Here is a 21,307-nt window from a genome sequence, read left to right as displayed (position 1 = left end):
AAATTGGTTATTTGTCAACAGGTTATTGGTTGAATTGGCGGATTTTGTTTTTTATTACTGATATTTTGAAACTTAACTTTTCAAAGCATAATCTCAGTAGTACTCTTCACTTCTGACATCACAAAAAACGAGTTTATCAATGAAACTCCTTCAATAGTAGAAAGCTTCATTTGGTGAAAATTGTGGTAGGCTTCCATGTCTGCCACAATTATTTTTAATAGATAGTCAAAACTTCCTGAAACGAAATTACACTCTACCACCTCTGGTAGCTGTTTAATGGCGATGTCAAATATCTGAGAAACTTCTCGTGTTTGGCGAATGAGGGTAACTTGTGAAAATACCGTAAGGCCTACACCTAGCATTTTTTTGTTCAGTATTCCCACGTATTTTTCTACCACACCTTCCTGCTCCAGTCGCTTGATTCTGTCATGAACCGGACTGAGAGAAAGGTTGATTTTTTGAGCAATCTCTTTGTATGTCAGCGTAGAATTGTGCTGCAAGAGCATCAAAATCTTTTTATCTATATCGTCTATCTTGATTTTCATCCGAAAATATTCCTTTTTTCTTATTAATAATTTTAAATAATCGTAAAATATTCTGTTTCTTAAGTGAAATTAATAGTTATTTTCTTATTTTGAAGCTCTATGCACAAAAATATTCTTTATAATATAATTTTGTTCCACATTTCAAAAACAATAAGCATCGGCACGTCGCAATGCATTCTCAACAAACTACATGATTCTCGGGGTACCAAAAGAAATAAAAAATAACGAAAACAGAGTAGCCATGACTCCAGCTGGAGTCATGGAGCTGGTCAAGTTTGGTCACACAGTTTACATACAAAAAGACGCTGGTTTTAATAGTGGTTTTGCAGACGCTGAATTTACGGCAGCAGGAGCCACCATTCTGGAGACTATCGAGGAGGTTTATGAAAAAGCCGAAATGATAGTTAAAGTTAAAGAACCTATAGCCTCGGAATACGGTCTCATTAAAAAAGACCAATTGGTATTTACTTATTTTCACTTTGCCTCTTCTGAGCCACTAACTCATGCCATGATCAAAAGTGGTGCGGTTTGTTTGGCTTACGAGACCGTAGAAAAAGTAGACCGATCATTGCCTTTGCTAATTCCAATGTCTGAGGTGGCTGGCAGAATGGCCATTCAGGAAGGAGCGAAATACCTTGAGAAGCCTCAAAAGGGAAAAGGTGTTCTTCTTGGAGGTGTTCCGGGAGTTCCTTCTGGTAAAGTTTTGATTTTGGGTGGTGGAATCGTGGGAACGCAGGCGGCCAAAATGGCCGCAGGTTTGGGAGCAAGAGTAGTGATAATGGATATTAGTCTTAATAGGCTAAGACAGTTGTCTGATATTATGCCTGCCAATGTAACCACCATACTTTCAAACGAATACAATATCAAAGAAGCCATCAAAGAGGCGGATTTGGTAGTTGGTGCTGTACTTATTCCTGGTGCGAAAGCTCCGCATCTAATAACCAGAGATATGCTTAAGTTGATGAAACCAGGCACTGTGGTGGTAGACGTGGCGGTGGACCAGGGTGGATGTATAGAAACCTGTAAACCAACTACTCACGAAGATCCAGTTTTTGTGATTGATGAAGTAGTTCATTACTGTGTTGCAAATATGCCTGGTGCTGTGCCATATACTTCTACACTGGCTTTGACTAACGCCACTTTGCCGTACGTTTTACAATTGGCTAATAAAGGTTGGAAAAGAGCATGTACAGAAAACGAAGAGCTTAAAAAAGGACTAAATGTTGTAAATGGTGCGGTAGTTTATAAAGGAGTAGCAGATGCTTGGAATCTAACGCTTAGTGAGTTAGAGGACCAATTTATTTAAGGATTTCCCCAAACGTTATATTTTTTTGTCATGATAAATCCTTGAAGTTTTTTGGGGATTTATTTTTTTTATAACTTAACTGTAGTATTCCAACAACATCTTTATTTCTTCTTCAATAGAAATTTTCGGGAACTCCATTTTACATCTATTATACCAATATTTGGCATTCCATTGGTCACCTTCTATTCGGTGTAGCAGGGCATGGAGTCTGTCATAGTCTGGGTGGCCTTCTTTCGACTGAGCTATGTTATGCGAGCCTTCCCAATCTCCTTCTTGAAGCATTTTTAAGGCTTTTGCTATTGTTTCCTTAGTATTCATAAGTTTTGAAAGTATAGTTTTAATAGTAATTTCAGTATTTATTGAAAATACTATAAATTTAATATATGAACTCTTGTTTCTTAAATGATAGGGATATAAGGAGCGAAATTACATTATTTTTTGACCGTAATGAAGTTAGAATAGACTTTGCTGTCATTTTTAACTTTCAAAACATAGTAATAAGTACCATCAGAAACATTGTAGGTTGTACTTTCGTAGCCACTTTTGCCATTCCATTCTATATAATTGTCGACTACGTCTCTTTCGAAAAACTCGGCGACTTTTACGCCCCAACGATTAAATATTTCTAAAAATTCGAGTTGGATACCGTTCGGAATGAAAATAGATAATTCGTCGTTGACTTGGTCATTGTTGGGTGAGAATCCGCCTAAAACAATCACCTTGTCTTTATAGAATTCGCCCGCCCTGAAAATAGTTGGATCTGAAAACTGTGGAATAATTTGGAATCCATTGTTTGAAGTATCTGATACAGTTTTTCCGTTTTTTGAAGTTCCACTCACAATTAAATTATGAAAATAGGGTCCGCCGGTATTTTTTTGATTGAGGTTGATGGTATAAAGCAGGGTATCAGTTTCACCTGATTTTAGTACATTAAAGTCACTTGCTGCCAACAGATTTATTTCATTAATACCATCATAGTTTTCATTGATTATCAAGCTTGAATTTTCGCTGACAGCGGTTTTTCCAACTGGCTGTACCAAAATGTTGGCTCCGAATGATTCTCTCAAATTGTTAGATATTGATATATTCTTTAGTTCCGTATTGCCTAAGTTTTTTACCAAAACCATGAGTGTAAAACGTTGATTATATGGGTCTGTTTTTACAGAGTCTACAATAGTTTGTGAAATGCCAATAGCACTGTTGTCTATTTGTTGAAGGTTGTATTTCAAAATCGTCGGTTCGTTGTTATTTCCAAAATCACCGTCGAAGTCAGGGTCTGGGTTGTTTCCGTTGGTAGAGACTTCCAATGTCGAATTTCGGTAAAGGCTTTCCGCATTTAATAGAAACTCGGTTTGGCTTGATTGGCTTAAATCTGCTCTGAAAGTCACTTTAATACTATTCTTGGATTGTGCTTTTAAAAAACTAAGACTGTCAATAAGCAGCGTCTGATTCTCCGCTGTTGCATCAAAATCTTTATTCAGAGCAAAAGTGCCATTTGTTTCTATTTTCAGCTCATTTTTTAGAAACTTTGCACCAGAACCAAAGACCTTGTTGAGGTTTAGCTTAATTTGAATCGGACTTATATTTTCATCACTTGAGTTTTCAAGATAAAGCTCCAGGCTTTTCTCGAACACGTTATTACCTAAAGACAGTGTTGGTCCATCTTCTAAACTAAGACCTAAGCCATTGAACGAAAATAGGTCCAGAACAATTTTATTATTCTTCAGATTGGAATCGTATTGGTCAAAACTTCTAATGGTTGCCGTCACCGAACTCTTGGCCGATTGTATAACCTTTCCTTTGATTTTATAGCTTATTTCTCCTTTGGAATTTAAACCTGATGTTTTAAAAATCAAGGTGTTATTTTCTATTTTGGCATTGCTGCTTTGGGCGATATACGAAATATTCCATGGCAGTTCAACTTCTATGACAACATTGCTAGCCCTAACTGAACCTGTATTTTGTATCTTTAACTCTAATTCAACCTCATCGTTTTTACTTACTATGTTTTTATTGGCATTCAAGTAAACCGCTAAATCGGTATTGGTTTTTGAAATGGTTTCTGCAATTTTGGAATTACAATCCACGGCTTTAACATTTATTTTGGAAGCCATGGAATTACATCCATTTTTGTTTTTTTTGTAAACATAGTATTCGCCGGTTGCTACATTTTTGGTACTTGAAATCGGGCTTTTCGAAAAATCTGGACTATTATGGAAGACATAGCTTGAATTGTTCTTTGAACTATCTAGGATGGCAGATTTTAAGTCTAAATTGATTGTTGTACAATCATAAATCAACTCGGCTAAAGTTTTTGGACTACTTTCAGCCGGATTTACCGTAAGATAATGTGGATCCGACCAAGCACCAAAACAGGTTTCGTCTACTGACATGCAACGTGAACGAAAGACATAGTCGCCTGGTTTTTCTGCCACAAATTTTAATATTTCTCCCGACGAATTATTCGACCATTCTATTTTACTTTCGCAGTTTTCGCTCGTCAGATAGGCGGTCTCTCCAACACAAAGCGTTGTACGGTTTAATTTTATTTTGGGTTTATTGGGCAAACCAATAATTATTTTTTTCTTTTCGGACTCGTCGCTCCTACATTGGTTTGATTCACATCTGGCTGAGTAAGTATCTATCGAGGTAGGTTTTACTGTAATTTCTTTGGCGTTTTGTCCGGTTGACCAAAAAACTTCCCCCGAACAAAAATTTGCTTTTAAAGTCACAGACTCGCCTGCACAAATTTTGTCTTTTGTGGCTTCTATAACTGGTGCGGAGGTTTTAGTAACTCTGGTAATACTTAATTCATTAGAATTCTCGGAGATTCCACAGCTGGCACTACAGTAGGCATAATAGGAGCCTTCGGTTACTGTAATTTCCTTTCCAACTTCTCCATTAGACCAAAACATGGTGCCATTAAGGCAACCATTGGCTTTGAGTACCAGTTTTTCTGTTCCACATACTTCTGTTTTTTTAGAACTTATAACTGGTGCTTTGGGCCTAACGCTTGAAAAATTCTCAGCCGTTATTTCGAAAACCGTATTTGTTACTTTAAATGAATTTGCACTTGATATTTTATTTAGTTGGCTCAAAATTCCGTTGTTTAGGCTGACTTTTGATTTCGGTATTTGAAGGTCTAGGTTGGTTTCAAATAAGATATCATCAAGGCCGAGTTCATCTCTAGCACCGTTTTTGCCTTGACCAGTGTAATAGTATTTCCAGAAAAACTGAACATAGGGTTGATTAATGGCAGATTTAGGAAGAGGAATTCTTTCAAATTTGGTGCTGTGTTTAGCAGTTTTACTACCCACATAATCGGTTTTTGCGTCTAATTCTTTAAAATCTTCGTTGGCACCAACTCTGTACATCAGTTTCAACCCGTACTTCCGACCTCCGGGAGTGACTGTTTTTGCATTCCAAGAAACCCATGCGGAGTCTATTCCCAGTGTATTGGCAGCGACAATAATTCCGCCGAGCTGTCCGTAAGGATATCCATCGTGCTCTGCTGGGCCACCGGTGTTAATAAATGAAACACCTTCTTTTTCTAAGCCTACAATCCTTGACCTGTTGTCGTGGTTGAATTCTCCAGAGGTAAATCCTGCAATCTTAGAACTGATAGTGGGGTCTCTTTGATTTAAAAATACAAATTTGGCGTTTGGAGGACAACTACCTTTAGCAGAAAAAGAACTCCACTCGTTAAGAAAATAACCGCAGTCGGCTAATGAAGTTGGGGGAATAGTGGTTTCGTCGGCTTTTGCAATTTGCTGAAAATAAGCCTTGTAGCTGTCGTCTTGGTTTAGGAATATTACCAAAACACTATCGGTTATTTTCACATTATTATGTTCCCAATATAAAAAGCGGTGTCCAGGAAGCGGCTTGGCAACAATATTGAACGGCAACTCTTTGAAATATTTTCCTTGCCAAGTGCCGTCATTTTTTAGCGTTACTCCAGGTTGGTCTGCATTAATATTGATAGAATTTACTCGCACATAACCCATGTCTTGGTCGATAGAACTTACTGTAAGCGTTTTCTCTTGGTATTGCCCAAAGCTATTTTTTAGAAACCTAATAGAGCTCTCAGGGCGTTCATTGAGATATTTTTCTACCACTTTGCAGTTGTTTTGCCATTGAGCAAAACTTCCGATAGTCTTCCAGCGTTTAATGTGATTTTCTACCTCAGGGCTATAGCTCGCCATTAATTCATTGAAAATCTTCAGTGAGTTGGTCTTTTCAAAAGTAGTGTTCAGCTGATCTAAAAACCTCAGGATGAATTTATTTCTGAAGTTTTCATTCTTTATAAAGGCCTTGAAAATACTGTTCTCTTCTTTTTGTAAGGCTATTTCAAGTGCGTCGTGCTGAGCGTTTACAATCATTCCGAGGCTTTTGTCTGCATCATAGAAAAGATACCGCCACCTACCATCCAGACCGGCTGGAGCAAAAGGAGCAAAATTGGGTGTCCTATTTCTCCAAAAACGTACATTATTTTGCGGCCAGTCTACATTCCCTATGAATATTTCAGCTATTTGGTAGTCAATTAGGCTTTCGGGGTCGAGGTAAGTGATGGCTTTTTCATAATTTTGATTGATGCTTAAATTGTTATTATTCAAGAAGTTAATCATTTCGTTATAATGAATATCGTCACCGTATTCTGTTTCGTCTGGACCATTCCAAATTATCTTTCTCAGATCTATGTTTTCGAGATTTACGCCATATCTTCTGTTCAAATAATACTTGTCTAAACGTTCTCTGATGTCCTGAATTCCCCAATATTCGCCATTAAGATACACCACTGCAGGCTGTGTTTTCTGACTTCCAAAATTAAAATGGCCCATCAGTTTATGTGAGAAAACATCCCGAAATAGTGTTCCTGTGTAATCGTCTCCGGAGTTTCTCAATATAAAATTGTCTTGAAGCAGGTCTGGATTTTCTTTGAAAAAAGGAAATTTATTAAAGTCATTTTTGCCATACAATCTTATACTTTTATAAGGTATAGATCGAGAACAAGCTCCATGGATTTTGAAAGTGATATTTTGGTTTACTGCTTGGCTATCAGCTCTGAAGAGCTCAAAATTGACCGGTTTTTCAAAAAGGTCGCCCTCATTTGTGAAATTTCCAGGTGTGCAAAATTCTGAAGTGGCTTTTGGATTTTTTAAACGATATTCCTCAAAAAGTTTGCCTGCATTGTAAATACCGTTTTCGAAAGAAAATAAATGATCTTCTTGTATGTTCAAGGAAATAAGATCAAAATCAGGGTTTTTGTTATAGTTTTTGTCCAAAAAATAAGTTTCAGTAACGATTTCACTGCTGAGGTACCCTGCTTTTGTGGCAACAGCCCTAATGACCGTGGCCTTAGGTATCAAATATTGTGGTACATAGAAGGGAATGTAGTGCCAAGTGGATGATTTTAGACTGGTATAGTTAGCCGCGTCTTTTTTGGATTTTACGTTTATAGGTGCTTGATAGACAGTGCTTTTTATGGTGCCTGTGAGTAATGGACCATTACTTTGACCCGGCATCTCGGCATATTGATTTTTGTAGAAATAGTTTTTGCCGAGTAAATTACCTGCATCTAGAATTGAACCGTCTTCGGTGTAAATCAGTTTGACGTTTGGGTCAGGGTGGCTGATTTGTAAGGAAAATGCTCCATCGTAAAATCCACCTTTCTTGCTAAATGTTGGCGGTTGTAATACGCCCAGATATGTTTCTTGATTCCGATTACTTTTATTGGGACTAGCTTCTTTGAAATATTTGAGATCTGTGCCGCCATCAGTTGTTCTGCCATAAGAAACGTCTTTTCTTTGTTCCTTAAAATCTAGCTGAGTTATTATTTTTTGGTCTGGACCGGAGAGGATAATTGTTTCATTATTTGCTGATAATGAAAAGGATACATGATTGGCACCACGGTTTGGGAAGCCACTGCACCAAATTATTAGAAAACCTTTTGGTGCTATTTTCAGGTCTCCAGTTTCACTTTTTAGCTGAAATTTGTCTAGTTTTTCGGGGTTATCGCTTAGGAAATGATTGTGCAAATCTACGGTTGTATTTCCTGCATTAAAAATCTCAATCCAATCAGAAAATGCTCCCGTATTGTCTTTAATGGTGTTTGAGTTGGAAGACATTAGCTCATTTACCACTATTTGCCCCTTGGCCCAATAGCTAAAAATGGTAAAAATGAAGACTAATATCTTGGCTTTCATCAATATATGTTGAAATTTACAGGCCACCAAATTTATCTTTGGGTGGTTATTTTATAAATGCGAAAGCACAAAACTATTCAGACTAACAAAACCTTCTAATACCAAATTGAGAATTTTATTCTGTGGTTTTGCTACAAATTATTGGTCATTAGGAGATTGGATTCAAGAACTGTTCCATTTTTGATATTTCAAATATAAATATATTTACTGTATATTCAGTAAGTATAGAATATTTAATAAATAAGAATAGTATTGAAATTTCAGAAATAAATGAAAATTAGTATTCGAGATATTTTAAATCTTCAAGTTCATTCGAAAAAGTGCAGAATTTAGCCCGACTTCCAATTATTAATTCTCCAATTTCTTCTTTTATTACTTCAGCAGGTGTTTTGGTGGCCATTCTAATTGCCTCGGAGGTATCTACATGAAGCCAATTAGTAGCATTTTTTACCGCATCGGCCATTGAGATGGTAGCACCAGCCAAATTTCCATCCGAATTCATGTAGTTTCCGTCTTTTAAAAACGCATCAAATTCATCCCATTTGAAATTCTGCTTTTTATGGTTCTGAAACAAAGCATCTGATATAAGGAACAATTTGCCGTTTTTGAGCTTATGAGCAAGCCTCGCTGCTGCTATAGCTACATGTACATCATCAAGGATTAATGGAGTGAAAACGGATTCATTCGAAAGTGCTGCCCCCGCCAACCCCGGTTCACGGTGATTAAATGGCGACATGGCGTTGAAAAGGTGTGTGACCAGATTTATTCCTAAGCCAAATGCTTCTTGAGCTCGTTCAAAGGTCGCATTTGAATGGCCAACAGAAACTTTAACACCAGACTCTATTAAGAAACTCAGTTGATTATTTGTGAAATTTTCGGGAGCTACAGTTATCATTTTAAGGTATTTACCCCCAAAATCAATGATTTCTCGAAGAATATCGTCGGTCGGAATTTGAATGTATTTTTCGAGATGTGCTCCTCGTTTTTTTACAGAAATAAAAGGACCTTCCAAATGCATACCTAGGACTCCAGAATCGGGATTTTCAGTGCAATAGTTTTTGACAGCCGATAATCCTTCAAAGATATTTTCAACTGAGGAAGTGATGAGCGTGGGCAGGACGTATCCTACGCCATTTTTTTTGGCCGAAAACTCAATATCTTTCAGCGTTTGTGCATTGGGTTGATGCGTAAAATGATATTCTTCGCCACCATTTATGTGCAAGTCTATCAAAGTAGGAGCAAGATTTTCAAAGTCATATTTCTCAATATTCTTCGAAGATTCTATTTTTATTATTTTACCATCTACTATTTCAAGGCTATGGTTTTCAAGTTTTTCAGTACCTGTGTAAAGATTTTTACAAGAAATCTTAGTCATTATTTCTTTGGGTTGAATATTCTAAATAAGACGTTTTGCTAAAACCAAAATTAGCGATTTTTAAACGATTTTTTTTTAAATATTCAGATTTTAAAATCACGGTGTCCGTAGAAACAAGGGTCATTAGGACGCTGTTTTACCTCATTTTGATAAGATTGTTGGAAAGTGTTTGGGCTTCTCTGGAGCTGATGATGTGATTGTAGGGATTCCAGAAATCTGCGTTTAATGTTCGCGAATTCGAGAAGTTGTTTGTTGATTGCAATATTTCGTTTGGAAAAATACCCGATTTAATTAGTTCTAGATTCTCAAAAGCTACGTAACGCATCATTATGTGGGTATCTATTTTGTATTTTTTATCTAGTCTGTCCTCAAAGTTTACGTCAAAATCTACCCTTGATTCTTGCAAACACCATTTGTTACGGAATTTACGATATTGATAGAAGGCACTTGTAGCTTTGCCGTCAATTTTTACTGCACCGGTTTTGGTATCTATGAGGTCTTTGAGGCCATTTTCGGTGAGTTTGTATTCAATTCTAACTATGGCCTTGGTTTCTGGTTCTAGATAAATAATACCTTCTTTTGCTCCTTTGGTTTTGGTTTTTAATGGCCAAAAATGAATAATAAACAGTGGTAATCCTTCAAAAGTAGTCATCAATGAGTCGAGCCTGAAGTCATAGGCATCCATTTGTTTTTTTTGTAAAAAATCAGGTACAGTGGTTTCAAAGGACCGACAAACCAAGTCTGAACCATTCTGAAAACCCCAACCTTCTATTTTTTGTGTTTGCCCTCTCCAGTCTAATCGCCTACCTCTCAGAAGTTTTACTTTTTCCACTTTCGGTTTCAAGTTCGGAAAACGTTCTACTCGCAACACGGCTTCATTGACTTTTATGGCTCCTACAGTTGGCAAGTTTACTTGCTCTAAGTAAAATCCATTTTGGTAGTAGGGGAGGTTGTTGTAGTTGGCATGGATACTATCTATGGCCGCTCCAAGCATGATTCTCACATCAGAAAGACCATAGTTGGCGTCGAAAAGTGGGATTTTTTCAAGAAATATTACATTGTCCTCGTTTTTGAGTTCGGAGGCTCTGAAAGTGATGCTTTTATATCCTATCAAAGAGACGATTACGGTAGAATCTAAACTCAAATTGGGAAATTGAAAAATAAATTCACCGTCAAGATTGGGAGCAGTCCCGTAACCTGTGCTTGGTATGCAAATATAGGCTTGATTGAGTGGCAAGAATGTTTCTTTTTCGACTATTTTGCCCTTAGCCACATAATAACCACCCTGAGCAAAAAGGCCCTGGTTGACGAGTATAAGCAAAAACACAGACAAGATTTTTGTAAAGAAACCTTGTTTTAGTTTTTTAAAAAAGACCCAATTGCTCACCCTCGCTGGCATGATCTGTTTTGTTAGGTTCGCCAGATGGCAAATCTGGAAGTTTTAATTCTCCTTTTACAGGTGCTGTTTCTTCCTCGTTTTCTGACTCTATTTCTAGTTCTTCGTCGTTTTCTTCAATATCGCTATTTACAATTTCGGTCACTGCGGCATCGTCCATTTCCTCGTCCTCTTCTTCTTCAACTTCAGGGTCCAAGGTTTTGATTTCTACTATTTTATCATAAACCAATTTATTGCCCAAAGCTTTCCAGCCTTTCACTTCTATCATTTCGTCCACTTTGAAAAGTAGTTTTTCAACTTCTGACTTTCTCTGTTTCTTGAATTTAATTTCTATTCTAGGTCGTTTGTCATACGAAGCCATCAGAAGTTCGGAACGGTTATGATCCGTTATAAACATAAACTTCTTGTCTAGAGTAGAGGTCTCTATCAAGAAACGCTTAATGTGGTAGTTCTTCTGGTCACCGTCATAATAAATACACGAAATAGCCCGCTTTTCGTCATATTTGGCTATCGTATGCACTTGTCTAGGGTCATAGTGGTTGGTCAGTTCAAAGTTGGTGAGTTCGTACTCTCCAGATTTGTATATGACCAATATTTTGTCGGTTGCTCCAAAATTACCCAGGTACATGCCGTGTTCGTCTTTGTTAAGTCGGCCCAGCGTGCTGGTATACCAAATGTCCACACCACCCAAAGTTGATTTTCCGGCGGTTTTAAACGCAATTTTCCTAACGGAATATTTGGTGACCAAATTGCCCATGGCTGAACGGTTTTTTATCAACAATTCGGCAAAGTCAAAGTCAAATATTTTCTTTTTGGCGGTAGAACTGGCCGTAAGGTTTACGGTAACTGTTTCTGCCTCACCGTTTTCGTTGGCCGAAAAGTAGAGGATTTTTGATCTTTGCGAGCCTTTGGTGATGTCATATTCTTTATCGCGGGTAATACCGGTCACGGCAAAACGTTTCGCAAAAGTTCGTCCAGTTTTACCATCAAGGTAAATAACGTTGTAAATTCTCCTTTCGTCGTTTTTGCGGAAAACAGCACTGTAAAGTATGTCTTTACCCACAAAAACCTTCTCTTGGATTTTAACAACGGATAGTTTGCCATCTGCTCGGAAGACGATAATGTCGTCAATGTCAGAGCATTCCATAATAAACTCGTCTTTTTTAAGGCCATAGCCCACAAAACCACCAACCCTGTCTACGTATAGCTTCTGATTGTTAGCGGCCACCACAGCAGCTTGAACTTCCCCAAACTGTGTTATTTCTGTTCTTCTTTCTCTTCCTTTTCCGTACTTTTTAATTAGGTCTTGGAGGAAATTGATGGTGTAGCGTACAATATTGTTTAGGTTGTCTTCCACTTCAAGGAGTTCTTCCTGAAGACGTTTCATGAGTTCGTCTGCCTTGAAGCCATCGTATTTCGAAATCCTCTTGATTCGGATCTCGGTCAATCTCAGGATGTCTTCTTTGACTATTTCGCGATAGAATTCCTTTTTGAAAGGCTCCAAACCTCGGTCAATGGTCTCTATAACGGCATCAAAAGTCTCACATTCTTCTATATCACGGTAAATACGATTTTCTATGAATATCTTCTCCAAGGAACTGTACAGAACTTTCTCCATCAGTTCTGACTTCCTGATTTGTAACTCTCTTTTGAGTAAATGTAGGGTTTGGTCAGTTGAACTTTTAAGAATTTCACTCACACCCAAAAACCTTGGTTTCTGGTCAATGATGACCACCGCATTGGGTGAAACCGACATCTCGCAATTGGTAAATGCGTAAAGAGCATCTATGGTGATGTCTGTAGAAGTATTTGGAGCCAAGTGAATGATAATCTCCACATCACGGGCTGTGTTGTCTTCAACTTTCTTTATTTTTATTTTACCCGCATCATTGGCTTTAATTATCGACTCTATTATGCTACCGGTGGTAGTAGAAAAAGGAATCTCGGTTATTTTGAGAGTCTTTTTATCGGCTTCGACAATTTTCGCACGCATTTTAACTTTTCCACCTCTTGCACCATCGTTGTAGTTGCTCACATCAACTTGGCCACCCGTCAGAAAGTCGGGATAAAGAACAAAAGGTTCTTTTTTGAGGTATTTTATGGATGCATCGCAAAGTTCTATGAAATTATGAGGAAGGATTTTGGTAGAAAGACCAACCGCAATACCTTCTACACCCATTTCTAGTACCAATGGGAATTTGGCAGGAAGGGTTACTGGCTCGCGTTTACGGCCGTCATAAGACATCTGCCATTCGGTGGTGTCTTCATTAAAAAGTACCTCCAGGGCGAACTTCGAAAGTCTTACTTCTATATAACGAGGTGCAGCAGCGGAGTCGCCCGTACGAATATCTCCCCAGTTGCCTTGAATATCCAAAAGAAGCTCTTTTTGGCCGATATTGACGATGGCATCACCTATGGAAGCGTCACCGTGTGGGTGAAACTGCATGGTAGAGCCAATTACGTTGGCTACTTTGTTGAAACGGCCATCGTCCATTTCTTTGAGGGCATGTAAAAGCCTTCTCTGAACAGGTTTTAGGCCATCTTCGCCGGCGGGTACGGCTCTTTCAAGAATTACGTAGGAAGCATATTCAAGGAAATACTTCTCAAACATGTCATCAATAACCTCGTTTTGCTGGGTAGGGTCGTAGTTAGCACTCTCGTCGCTCATCTATTTCAAATACTATATTCACTTTAGGCAAATATAGGAAAAATATGGATTTTTTTAAAGATAAAAGGGCAATTTCGGTGAATATTAGCAATTTTTGAAGGATTGGAATTTTTCCAACAACTAAATGCTGATTGATTATGAATAGAAAAATGTTTTAATGATTTTTTACAAGTTTGCAAACTACGAAATATCTAAACTTCCTTTCTTTTTATAACTTTTCCAATAATATTTTGTAAAATCAGAATAATCAGAATAAACTTTCTTCAAAATAGGGTAGGGCAAAATAAAATTAAGTTTTTAGGTTATGATAAATCTCCTTATTTTTGCCCTTAATCAAAATAAGCAGAATAGTAATAGATGAAAAAAATAGCGGTTTTTACTTCGGGTGGAGATGCTCCAGGAATGAACGCCTGCATCAGAGCAGTAGTGCGTGGGGCTATCTATCATGGAATTGAGGTTTACGGTATTAGAAGAGGATATAATGGTATGATTTCGGGAGATATTTTTGAAATGACCTCCCAGTCAGTTAGTAATATAGTTCAGAGAGGTGGTACAGTGTTGAAGTCGGCTCGTAGTAAGGAGTTTATGACACCAGAAGGTCGTAAAAAGGCCTATGAAAATCTAATGGCTAATGGTATCGAAGGTTTGGTGGCTATTGGTGGTAATGGTACTTTTACGGGTGCTGAGGTTTTCTATAACGAATATCAAATACCAACTGTTGGTTGTCCTGGGACTATCGATAATGATCTTTATGGTACTGATTACACCATTGGTTTTGACACCGCAGTAAATACTTCTCTAGAGGCAATTGACAAAATCAGAGATACGGCAGACTCTCACGACAGAATTTTCTTTATAGAGGTAATGGGTCGCGACTCAGGTTACATTGCCATCCAGTCAGGTATTGGTGGTGGTGCCGAAATAGTGATGGTGCCAGAAACACACACACCACTGAAAAAAGTGGTATCAACTCTGAAAGAAGGTTGGACCCGTTCGAAATCATCGTCTATCGTAGTGGTGGCTGAGGGCGACGAGGAAGGTCATGCTGCGGAAATTGCTGAAAAAATCAAAGAGCAAGTAGGGGATAAGTTGGACATAAGAGTAACAACATTGGGGCATATTCAAAGAGGTGGTTCGCCAACAGCTTACGATAGAATTTTGGCCTCAAGGATGGGCCTCGCAGCAGTGGAAGGATTGATGAAAGGACACAAAAACGTAATGGCGGGAATTGTGAACAACGAATTGCTATTTACCCCTTTTATAGATACCATCAAAAAACAAAAGCCGATTCACGACGATTTGTTGAGAATGGTACATATTCTTAGTATCTAATTTTAATGACGATAACAGAAGTAAAGAAGACCTTTATGGTCTTTTTTTATGAACTATAATTATAATTAGATAAGTTTTAAATTATTTAAATATACCCTAAGGTTTTGTAAACGGCTAGGCCAATCATCTCATTTGCCAAAATATCAAGGTTTTTGAAGGCGTCCATAGTTGGTATGAAGTCCTGCCATTTGAAAGGATAATTTTCAGAAATAGGTGTGGTTGCAAAACCGTCTGCATCTATATTTTGCTTTTTGAAACAGGCTATTGCTCTTTTTAAATGAAAACCAGAAGTGATTACTAAGACTTTCTCTGTTTTCTGAGGCAATAGTTTTTTCGTGAATTTTGCATTTTCGTATGTATTCACTGCATCTTTTTCCCGTAAAATATCCTCGGCATCTACACCCGATTTTAATAGGAATTCTCTTGCTTTGTCATTCTCAGTGGCAAAAGTCAGGCTTTGCCGTTCATATCCATCACCACCGGAAATGATTATTTTTTTAATTTTATTGGCTCGGTATAGTTCTACGGTTTGCCATAGCCTGTCACCTTGCGGACCAAGAAACAAGGCAGAATCTTGACTTTTGGATTCGTTTACCAATCCGCCGGTTAATAAAATTCCGTAAGTGTAGTTCTTGGTGTTTTGTATTTTTGCGGATGGAAATTCGTAGGCTTGGATGAATTTATTTATTATGGCTGGGCAGGAAAAAAAGTATAGAAGTATAAGAAATGCCCCGTTTAATCGTTTCTTTTTGGTACGATTTTTCGTTATGAAGGATAAAAGAGCAAGTAAAAATAATATTCCGATGGGCTTTAAAACGAAAGAAATTGTCTTGGAAAGTACGAATAACATAATGAATTGTTAAATTATACGAACGTTTTGGTTAATTTTTTAAATTTGCAAAAAAATCACTGTATGAAAAAATTTGGTCTCTTAGTTTTATTTTTCTACTCTATAGTTTTTAATATCTCTGCACAAGAAAAACCAGCCTACCACATCTCTGTTAAGATGAACGGTGTTGAACCTGATAAATATGTGCATTTGGCTCATTATTATGGCTATAACCAATATCTTAAGGGAGACTCAGCAAAAGCAGAAAACGGCATTATACATTTTAAAGGAAAAGAACCCCTAAAAGGTGGTATTTACCTGATTGTATTGTCTCCTTCAAAATATTACGATTTTGTGGTCAGCGGAAACGAGTCGGAGTTTTCGGTAGAAGCCGACACAACCGATTATATAAAATCTGTGAAATTTACTGGCTCTAAAGAAAACGATATTTTGTTTAACTACCGAAAGTTTTTAGCTGGTAAGTCAGATGAAGCTATGGCCATCCAGAAAACGATGCAGATTCAGAAAGATCAAGGGGCTTCAGAGATAAACCGTGGAAAAATGAAAACGCTTCAGGATGAGGTAACGGCTTACATGAAAAATACGGTAACCTCCAATGGAAATACATTTGCAGGCAAAATAATTAAGGCCAATATGGAGCCAGAATTGCCAAATGAAGCCCCGATGCTGGCCAATGGAAAGCGTGATTCCACTTACTTATTTAATCTATACAAAAAGAAATTCTTTGAAAACATAGATTTCACTGACGAAAGAATGCTCCGTACGCCATTTATACAGTCCAAAGTGGAGAAATACTTTAAAGATTTGGTTTACCAAGTAACGGACTCCATCAACGTAGATGCCGATAAAGTGTTGAAAATGGCCAAGAAAAACAAAGAGGTGTATCGTTATGTACTTTGGATGGTAACCAACAAGTACGAAAACATTGATATAGTAGGACTCGATGGAGTTTTCATACATTTGGCGGAAGATTATTACTTGAAAGATGCCGATTGGTTGGATAGTACCCAAAGGGCCAAATTCCAGGAGAGGGTAAGTATTTTGAAGCCTATTCAAACGGGTAAAATAATGCCCGCTTTGATTTTGTCAGATACGCTAGGGGTGGAGCAAAGTCTTCATAATGTTAAGGCCAAGTACACGATTGTATATTTCTACAGTCCAGACTGCGGCCATTGTAAAGACCACGCTCCTGAGTTGGTCAAATATTACGACGAAAACAAGAGCAAAGGCATTGAGGTGCTGAATGTTGCTGTAGATTATGACCTTGATAAGATCAAGAAATTTGTGAGTACCTATAAAACCGGCAAAATGAGAAATCTTTGGGATTCAAAAGGTCGATATGTTTTCCGAAACAAATTTGATATTTATTCTACTCCAACAAGCTACATTTTAGATAGTGAAAAGCGAATTCTTGGGAAAAGGATTCCGATAGAGGAATTCAATAAGTTCATTGAGTTTCAGGAAAAACAAGCTGCCAGTAAGAAGAAAATATAAGTCAAAAAAGCCAGTTCTGCTGGCTTTTTTCATTTAATACCAGTTTTAACATTTCATTTTTGTGAAATGGCACAGAACTTGAATTCAAACTAAAACAAACCATAAAATCATAAAAAAATGTTTTATCGTCTTTCTCTAATACTATCGATTTTGTTTATTTCATTCTTAGGTCGTGCTCAAGAATCCTATGTTTATGATATCAAGGTCAAGCTTAAAGGCATCACAGAGACCTCAAAGCCTATTCATCTAGCTCATTATTATGGCAATAGCCAGTTTTTGAAAGTGGACTCTGCCAAGGCCGAGAATGGTGTTATCAGATTCAAAGGAAAGGCCGGGCTACAAGGTGGCATGTATGTGGTGGTGTTATCAGCTAGTAAATATTATGATTTTTTGGTGAGCGGAACGGAGTCAGAGTTCACTATTGAAGCGGATACTGCAGATTTTTTAAATACCGTAAAGTTTACTGGTTCAAAAGAAAACGAAGTTTTATATAACTACAGGAAATATATTTCTGATAAAACCAAGGATGCCATGGCCATACAAAAAGCCTTGCAAACCAATAAAGAGCCTGAAGCCCAAGAAGCCAACAAAAAGAAGATGAAGGGAATGCAAGAGGAGGTAACTGGCTACATAAAAAATACCATAAAAGCCAACGAAGGTTTTTTTGCTGCTAAAATAATAAAGGTGAACATGGAGCCAGAACTTCCTACCGAAGTGCCCATTTTGGCCAATGGACGAAAGGACTCTACCTTTATGTATCGCACCTACAAAAAGAAGTTTTTTGAAAATCTCGATTTTTCGGATGAAAGATTTATTAGAACGCCTTTTCTTCAAACTAAGCTTGAAAAATACTTTAAAGATCTGGTTTATCAAGTGACTGATTCAATCACAGCAGATGCTGATCGGGTGTTGCTGATGTCAAAAAAACACAAAGAGATGTATAGGTACACTTTGTGGTTTTTGAGTAACAAGTATGAAAATATCAACATCATTGGTCTTGATGGCGTGTTTGTGCATTTGGCTGAAAATCATTACCTGAAAGATGCCGATTGGATGGACGCAACTCAAAAGAACAAGATACAGGAAAGGGTAGATATCCTTAAACCGATTATCACGGGTAAGGTAATGCCACTTTTGATTCTGCAAGATACGCTCGGAAGGGATGTGAATCTCATGGATATCAAAGCTAAGTACACTGTGGTTTATTTTTACAGATACGACTGCGGCCATTGCCAAGACCACGCACCTGAACTCATGAAGTTTTATGACGAAACCAAAGATAAAGGCATAGCCATATATCATGCTGGTACTCATGAAACCGGTGATATGGAGGAGGAATTGACGAAGACAAAGGCTTTTATAAAAAAATACAAAACAGTCAGACTCATAAATGTGCTAGATCTCAAACTGAGATATGACTTCCGAAAGAGATACGATGTTTACAAAACTCCAACAATCTATATTTTAGATAGCGAAAAGCGTATTTTGGCCAAGGGGATTCCGCTGGAAGAAATCAAAGGATTTATAGAATTTCACGAAAAGAAAATGACCGCCAAGAGGTAGTTAGATTTGCTTGTCGAATTTTTGAAAGGGGGGGAGTTTCTTAATGTCAATTGTTTATTATTGATAGAAAGTACTAACTCTAAGACCATTCAAAATGATTTTTATGAATAAACATTAGCTCCTATTTTGGGAGCTTTGTTTTATTATATCGATTTCAAAGAGCCTCTATGAACGAATGAATGTCATAAAGCTAAGTCTCTCCTCGGTTAACAAATAACCAGTAACCAGTTCACCAATAACCAGTTCACCAGTAACCAATCCACCAGTAACCAATTCACCAGTAACCAATCCACCAATAACCAATCCACCAGTAACCAGTTCACCAGTAACCAATCCTCACCCCACAAAATACCTAACAGCAAGTTCGTAGCCTTTAAGCCCGAGTCCACAAATGAGTCCTTTGCATTTGGGTGATAAATATGAATGTTTTCGGAATTCCTCCCTAGCATGAATATTAGAGATATGTACCTCAACGGCTGGAGTTTTTACGCCTCCCAAGGCATCCGCTAAAGCTACTGAAGTATGCGTTAAACCTCCTGCATTAAGTATAATTCCATTATAGCTAAAACCTATTTCGTGGATTTTGTCAATAATGGCACCCTCATGATTAGACTGAAAATATTCTAGTTCTACTTCAGGAAATACTGCTCTTAATTCTCCAAAATAATCCTCAAAACTCTTGCTGCCGTATATTTCAGGTTCGCGTTTTCCCAGAAGGTTTAGATTTGGGCCATTGATGATAATTATTTTCATAAATAGGGTGAAATCGAGGTAAAAAACACTTTTATTATCTTTCGATTGACAAATATCATAAAATATATCTGTAAGGAGGAGATATTTTTGTCAAAAATTGATTGGAATGCAATTAACCAACACAGAAAACCTCATAGATAAATACAATGTTGCCGGGCCGAGATATACCAGTTATCCGACGGTTCCGTTTTGGGATTTAGAGCACTTTGATACCCAAAAATGGCACCAGGGACTTTTGTCTTTTGGGAAAAAGGAAATTGTCGAAAATGGACTGAGTTTATACATTCACTTACCTTACTGTGAGAGCCTTTGTACCTTTTGTGCCTGTCACAAGAGAATCACCAAAAACCACAGTATGGAAGGTTCTTATATTGATGCCCTTTTGGCTGAATGGCGGATGTACTTGAACATATTAGGTGTAAAACCTACCATCAAAGAGATTCATTTAGGCGGAGGAACACCTAGTTTTTTTTCTTCAGATAACCTTGAAAGACTGTTGACGGGAATTTTGAAAGATGCTCATGTGTCAGAAAATCAGGCTTTTAGCTTTGAGGGTCATCCGAACAACACCACCGAAGAGCACCTTCAGACCTTGTATAATTTGGGCTTTAGAAGAGTAAGTTTCGGCGTTCAGGATTATGACCCTGTGGTTCAGAAAGCCATCCACAGGATTCAACCATTTGAGGCTGTAGAAAATGTAACCAAATTGGCTCGTGCAATCGGTTACACATCGGTTAGTCATGACCTTGTTTTTGGATTGCCTTTTCAGAAATTAGAATCGGTCAGAAATACTATTCTCAAAACCTTAGAGCTTAAGCCTGAGCGTATTGCGTTTTATTCTTACGCTCATGTGCCTTGGATAAAAGGCAACGGTCAGCGAGGTTTTGAAGATGATGACTTGCCAACGGCCGGCGAAAAGCGGGCTTTGTACGAGGTCGGACTAGAACTTTTTGAGCAGGCTGGATATGCCGAGGTTGGTATGGATCATTTTGCTTTGCCGGGCGACGAACTTTTTGTGGCAATGAGCGAGAAGAAACTACACCGCAACTTTATGGGCTATACCACTCAATCGTCAAGAGCCATGATTGGTCTTGGAGCGTCTTCCATAAGTGATATTTGGGGTGCATTTGCCCAGAATGCTAAGGATATAGAAGCCTACAAAGCCAAGGTTTTTGGTGGAACTTTACCCGTAGAAAAAGGGCATATTTTGACAGAGAAAGACCTTTTTGTGAGGGAGCAAATTCTGAATTTGATGTGTCATTTCGAAACCGCTTGGACTGATGATCAATTCGGTATTATTGATTCCGAGGAGCTTCAGCTGTCACTACAAGAAATGGAAACAGACGGGATTCTCGAATTAAGACCAAGCGGACTGGTGGTATTAGAAAGGGCTTTTGTGAGAAATATCTGTATGGTTTTTGATCAATATTTGTCCAAGAACATGAAAACTGAGAAGCTTTTTTCTCAAACTATTTGATATTCAAATACTTCATGAAGTTCCAGAAAGGTCTGTTTTTCAAGTAGTTCATGTTGCTTTCGTTTTTGTAAGCCTCTTTTTCAAAACTAATATTGCGATAGGCTTTATCAATGTTTCGATACTTGATATACAAAACCAGCCATTCAAAAAGATACCAGAAATAAAAAGGTAGAACCAACATTTCTACTTGCTGACGGAGGTGAATACGCTCGTGGTTAAGAATTGTTTTTCCAGGCGTTTTGGTTTTTACCAAAACAAAAGGCCAGACAGCTATGCCAAGTATTTTAGGTAGTTTTATGCCTTTTATTAAAATCAAACCTTATTCTATTATGACTCAAATATAAT

15 protein-coding genes are annotated in these 21,307 nt (G+C 37.7%); 5 read left to right on the top strand and 10 right to left on the bottom strand.

Features of this window, described 5'->3' with window-relative positions:
• Positions 1-80 precede the first annotated feature (80 nt).
• Positions 81-545, bottom strand: a complete 465-nt coding sequence (locus EGI31_RS15770; protein WP_255038115.1) for an Lrp/AsnC family transcriptional regulator — start codon at positions 543-545, stop codon at positions 81-83.
• 190 nt (positions 546-735) lie between these two features.
• On the opposite strand from EGI31_RS15770, the gene ald reads away from it, so the two are divergent.
• Positions 736-1,851 (top strand): alanine dehydrogenase, encoded by a 1,116-nt coding sequence (gene ald / locus EGI31_RS15765; protein WP_255038114.1) that lies wholly within the window; start codon positions 736-738, stop codon positions 1,849-1,851.
• A gap of 75 nt (positions 1,852-1,926) precedes the next feature.
• Here ald and EGI31_RS15760 read toward each other — a convergent pair whose 3' ends face one another.
• The 5 genes from EGI31_RS15760 to EGI31_RS15740 form a co-directional block, all read right to left on the bottom strand.
• The gene (locus EGI31_RS15760; protein ID WP_255038113.1) at positions 1,927-2,169 is read right to left on the bottom strand and encodes a hypothetical protein; all 243 of its coding nucleotides are present in this window, start codon (positions 2,167-2,169) and stop codon (positions 1,927-1,929) included.
• A 113-nt stretch (positions 2,170-2,282) separates the two neighbouring features.
• Complete coding sequence (locus EGI31_RS15755; protein ID WP_255038112.1) at positions 2,283-8,054, bottom strand: CotH kinase family protein; 5,772 nt, start codon at positions 8,052-8,054, stop codon at positions 2,283-2,285.
• A 277-nt stretch (positions 8,055-8,331) separates the two neighbouring features.
• Positions 8,332-9,429 carry an N-acetylglucosamine-6-phosphate deacetylase gene (gene nagA / locus EGI31_RS15750; RefSeq protein WP_255038111.1) on the bottom strand — a complete coding sequence of 366 codons (1,098 nt, stop codon included), beginning with the start codon at positions 9,427-9,429 and terminating at the stop codon, positions 8,332-8,334.
• 136 nt (positions 9,430-9,565) lie between these two features.
• The gene (locus tag EGI31_RS15745; RefSeq protein ID WP_255038110.1) at positions 9,566-10,828 is read right to left on the bottom strand and encodes a peptidase associated/transthyretin-like domain-containing protein; all 1,263 of its coding nucleotides are present in this window, start codon (positions 10,826-10,828) and stop codon (positions 9,566-9,568) included.
• Positions 10,794-13,493 carry a DNA gyrase/topoisomerase IV subunit A gene (locus EGI31_RS15740; protein WP_255038109.1) on the bottom strand — a complete coding sequence of 900 codons (2,700 nt, stop codon included), beginning with the start codon at positions 13,491-13,493 and terminating at the stop codon, positions 10,794-10,796. Before EGI31_RS15740 ends, EGI31_RS15745 begins: the two co-directional genes overlap by 35 nt.
• A 357-nt stretch (positions 13,494-13,850) precedes the next feature.
• Between EGI31_RS15740 and pfkA the strand changes: the two genes are divergently transcribed.
• On the top strand, positions 13,851-14,825 hold the full coding sequence (pfkA, locus tag EGI31_RS15735; protein ID WP_255038108.1) for a 6-phosphofructokinase: 975 nt from the start codon (positions 13,851-13,853) through the stop codon (positions 14,823-14,825).
• Positions 14,826-14,910: 85 nt separating this feature from the next.
• Here pfkA and EGI31_RS15730 read toward each other — a convergent pair whose 3' ends face one another.
• Positions 14,911-15,675, bottom strand: coding sequence for a YdcF family protein (locus EGI31_RS15730; RefSeq protein WP_255038107.1), 765 nt, complete (start codon positions 15,673-15,675; stop codon positions 14,911-14,913).
• A gap of 63 nt (positions 15,676-15,738) precedes the next feature.
• Between EGI31_RS15730 and EGI31_RS15725 the strand changes: the two genes are divergently transcribed.
• Both EGI31_RS15725 and EGI31_RS15720 read left to right on the top strand, forming a co-directional pair.
• A complete protein-coding gene (locus EGI31_RS15725) occupies positions 15,739-17,169 on the top strand; it encodes a redoxin domain-containing protein (protein WP_255038106.1) in 1,431 nt (476 codons plus the stop codon).
• A gap of 117 nt (positions 17,170-17,286) precedes the next feature.
• Entirely contained in the window at positions 17,287-18,732 is a 1,446-nt protein-coding gene (locus EGI31_RS15720; protein ID WP_255038105.1) for a TlpA disulfide reductase family protein, read from the top strand.
• A gap of 165 nt (positions 18,733-18,897) precedes the next feature.
• Here the strand turns inward: EGI31_RS15720 and EGI31_RS15715 are convergent, their stop codons facing one another.
• Positions 18,898-19,065, bottom strand: a complete 168-nt coding sequence (locus EGI31_RS15715) for a hypothetical protein (protein ID WP_255038104.1) — start codon at positions 19,063-19,065, stop codon at positions 18,898-18,900.
• Positions 19,066-19,068: 3 nt separating this feature from the next.
• On the bottom strand, positions 19,069-19,485 hold the full coding sequence (gene aroQ, locus EGI31_RS15710; protein ID WP_255038103.1) for a type II 3-dehydroquinate dehydratase: 417 nt from the start codon (positions 19,483-19,485) through the stop codon (positions 19,069-19,071).
• Between the two features lie 106 nt (positions 19,486-19,591).
• On the opposite strand from aroQ, the gene hemN reads away from it, so the two are divergent.
• Positions 19,592-20,962: an oxygen-independent coproporphyrinogen III oxidase gene (gene hemN / locus EGI31_RS15705; protein WP_255038102.1), complete on the top strand. Its 1,371-nt coding sequence runs from the start codon at positions 19,592-19,594 to the stop codon at positions 20,960-20,962.
• Here the strand turns inward: hemN and EGI31_RS15700 are convergent.
• The gene (locus EGI31_RS15700) at positions 20,955-21,278 is read right to left on the bottom strand and encodes a hypothetical protein (protein ID WP_255038101.1); all 324 of its coding nucleotides are present in this window, start codon (positions 21,276-21,278) and stop codon (positions 20,955-20,957) included. The genes hemN and EGI31_RS15700 overlap by 8 nt on opposite strands.
• Positions 21,279-21,307: the final 29 nt, after the last annotated feature.

Origin of the sequence: Lacihabitans soyangensis, from assembly GCF_024343775.1 — a bacterium.
Taxonomy (GTDB): domain Bacteria; phylum Bacteroidota; class Bacteroidia; order Cytophagales; family Spirosomataceae; genus Leadbetterella; species Leadbetterella soyangensis.
The sequence above is the reverse complement of the archived record's forward strand: the minus strand, read 5'-3'. Positions and strand labels throughout refer to the sequence as shown.

Coding starts and splice junctions, on each gene's coding strand:
- EGI31_RS15770 (WP_255038115.1), bottom strand. CDS start 545: ATGAAAATCAAGATAGACGATATAGATAAAAAGATTTTGATGCTCTTG.
- ald (WP_255038114.1), top strand. CDS start 736: ATGATTCTCGGGGTACCAAAAGAAATAAAAAATAACGAAAACAGAGTA.
- EGI31_RS15760 (WP_255038113.1), bottom strand. CDS start 2,169: ATGAATACTAAGGAAACAATAGCAAAAGCCTTAAAAATGCTTCAAGAA.
- EGI31_RS15755 (WP_255038112.1), bottom strand. CDS start 8,054: ATGAAAGCCAAGATATTAGTCTTCATTTTTACCATTTTTAGCTATTGG.
- nagA (WP_255038111.1), bottom strand. CDS start 9,429: ATGACTAAGATTTCTTGTAAAAATCTTTACACAGGTACTGAAAAACTT.
- EGI31_RS15745 (WP_255038110.1), bottom strand. CDS start 10,828: ATGCCAGCGAGGGTGAGCAATTGGGTCTTTTTTAAAAAACTAAAACAA.
- EGI31_RS15740 (WP_255038109.1), bottom strand. CDS start 13,493: ATGAGCGACGAGAGTGCTAACTACGACCCTACCCAGCAAAACGAGGTT.
- pfkA (WP_255038108.1), top strand. CDS start 13,851: ATGAAAAAAATAGCGGTTTTTACTTCGGGTGGAGATGCTCCAGGAATG.
- EGI31_RS15730 (WP_255038107.1), bottom strand. CDS start 15,675: ATGTTATTCGTACTTTCCAAGACAATTTCTTTCGTTTTAAAGCCCATC.
- EGI31_RS15725 (WP_255038106.1), top strand. CDS start 15,739: ATGAAAAAATTTGGTCTCTTAGTTTTATTTTTCTACTCTATAGTTTTT.
- EGI31_RS15720 (WP_255038105.1), top strand. CDS start 17,287: ATGTTTTATCGTCTTTCTCTAATACTATCGATTTTGTTTATTTCATTC.
- aroQ (WP_255038103.1), bottom strand. CDS start 19,485: ATGAAAATAATTATCATCAATGGCCCAAATCTAAACCTTCTGGGAAAA.
- hemN (WP_255038102.1), top strand. CDS start 19,592: ATGCAATTAACCAACACAGAAAACCTCATAGATAAATACAATGTTGCC.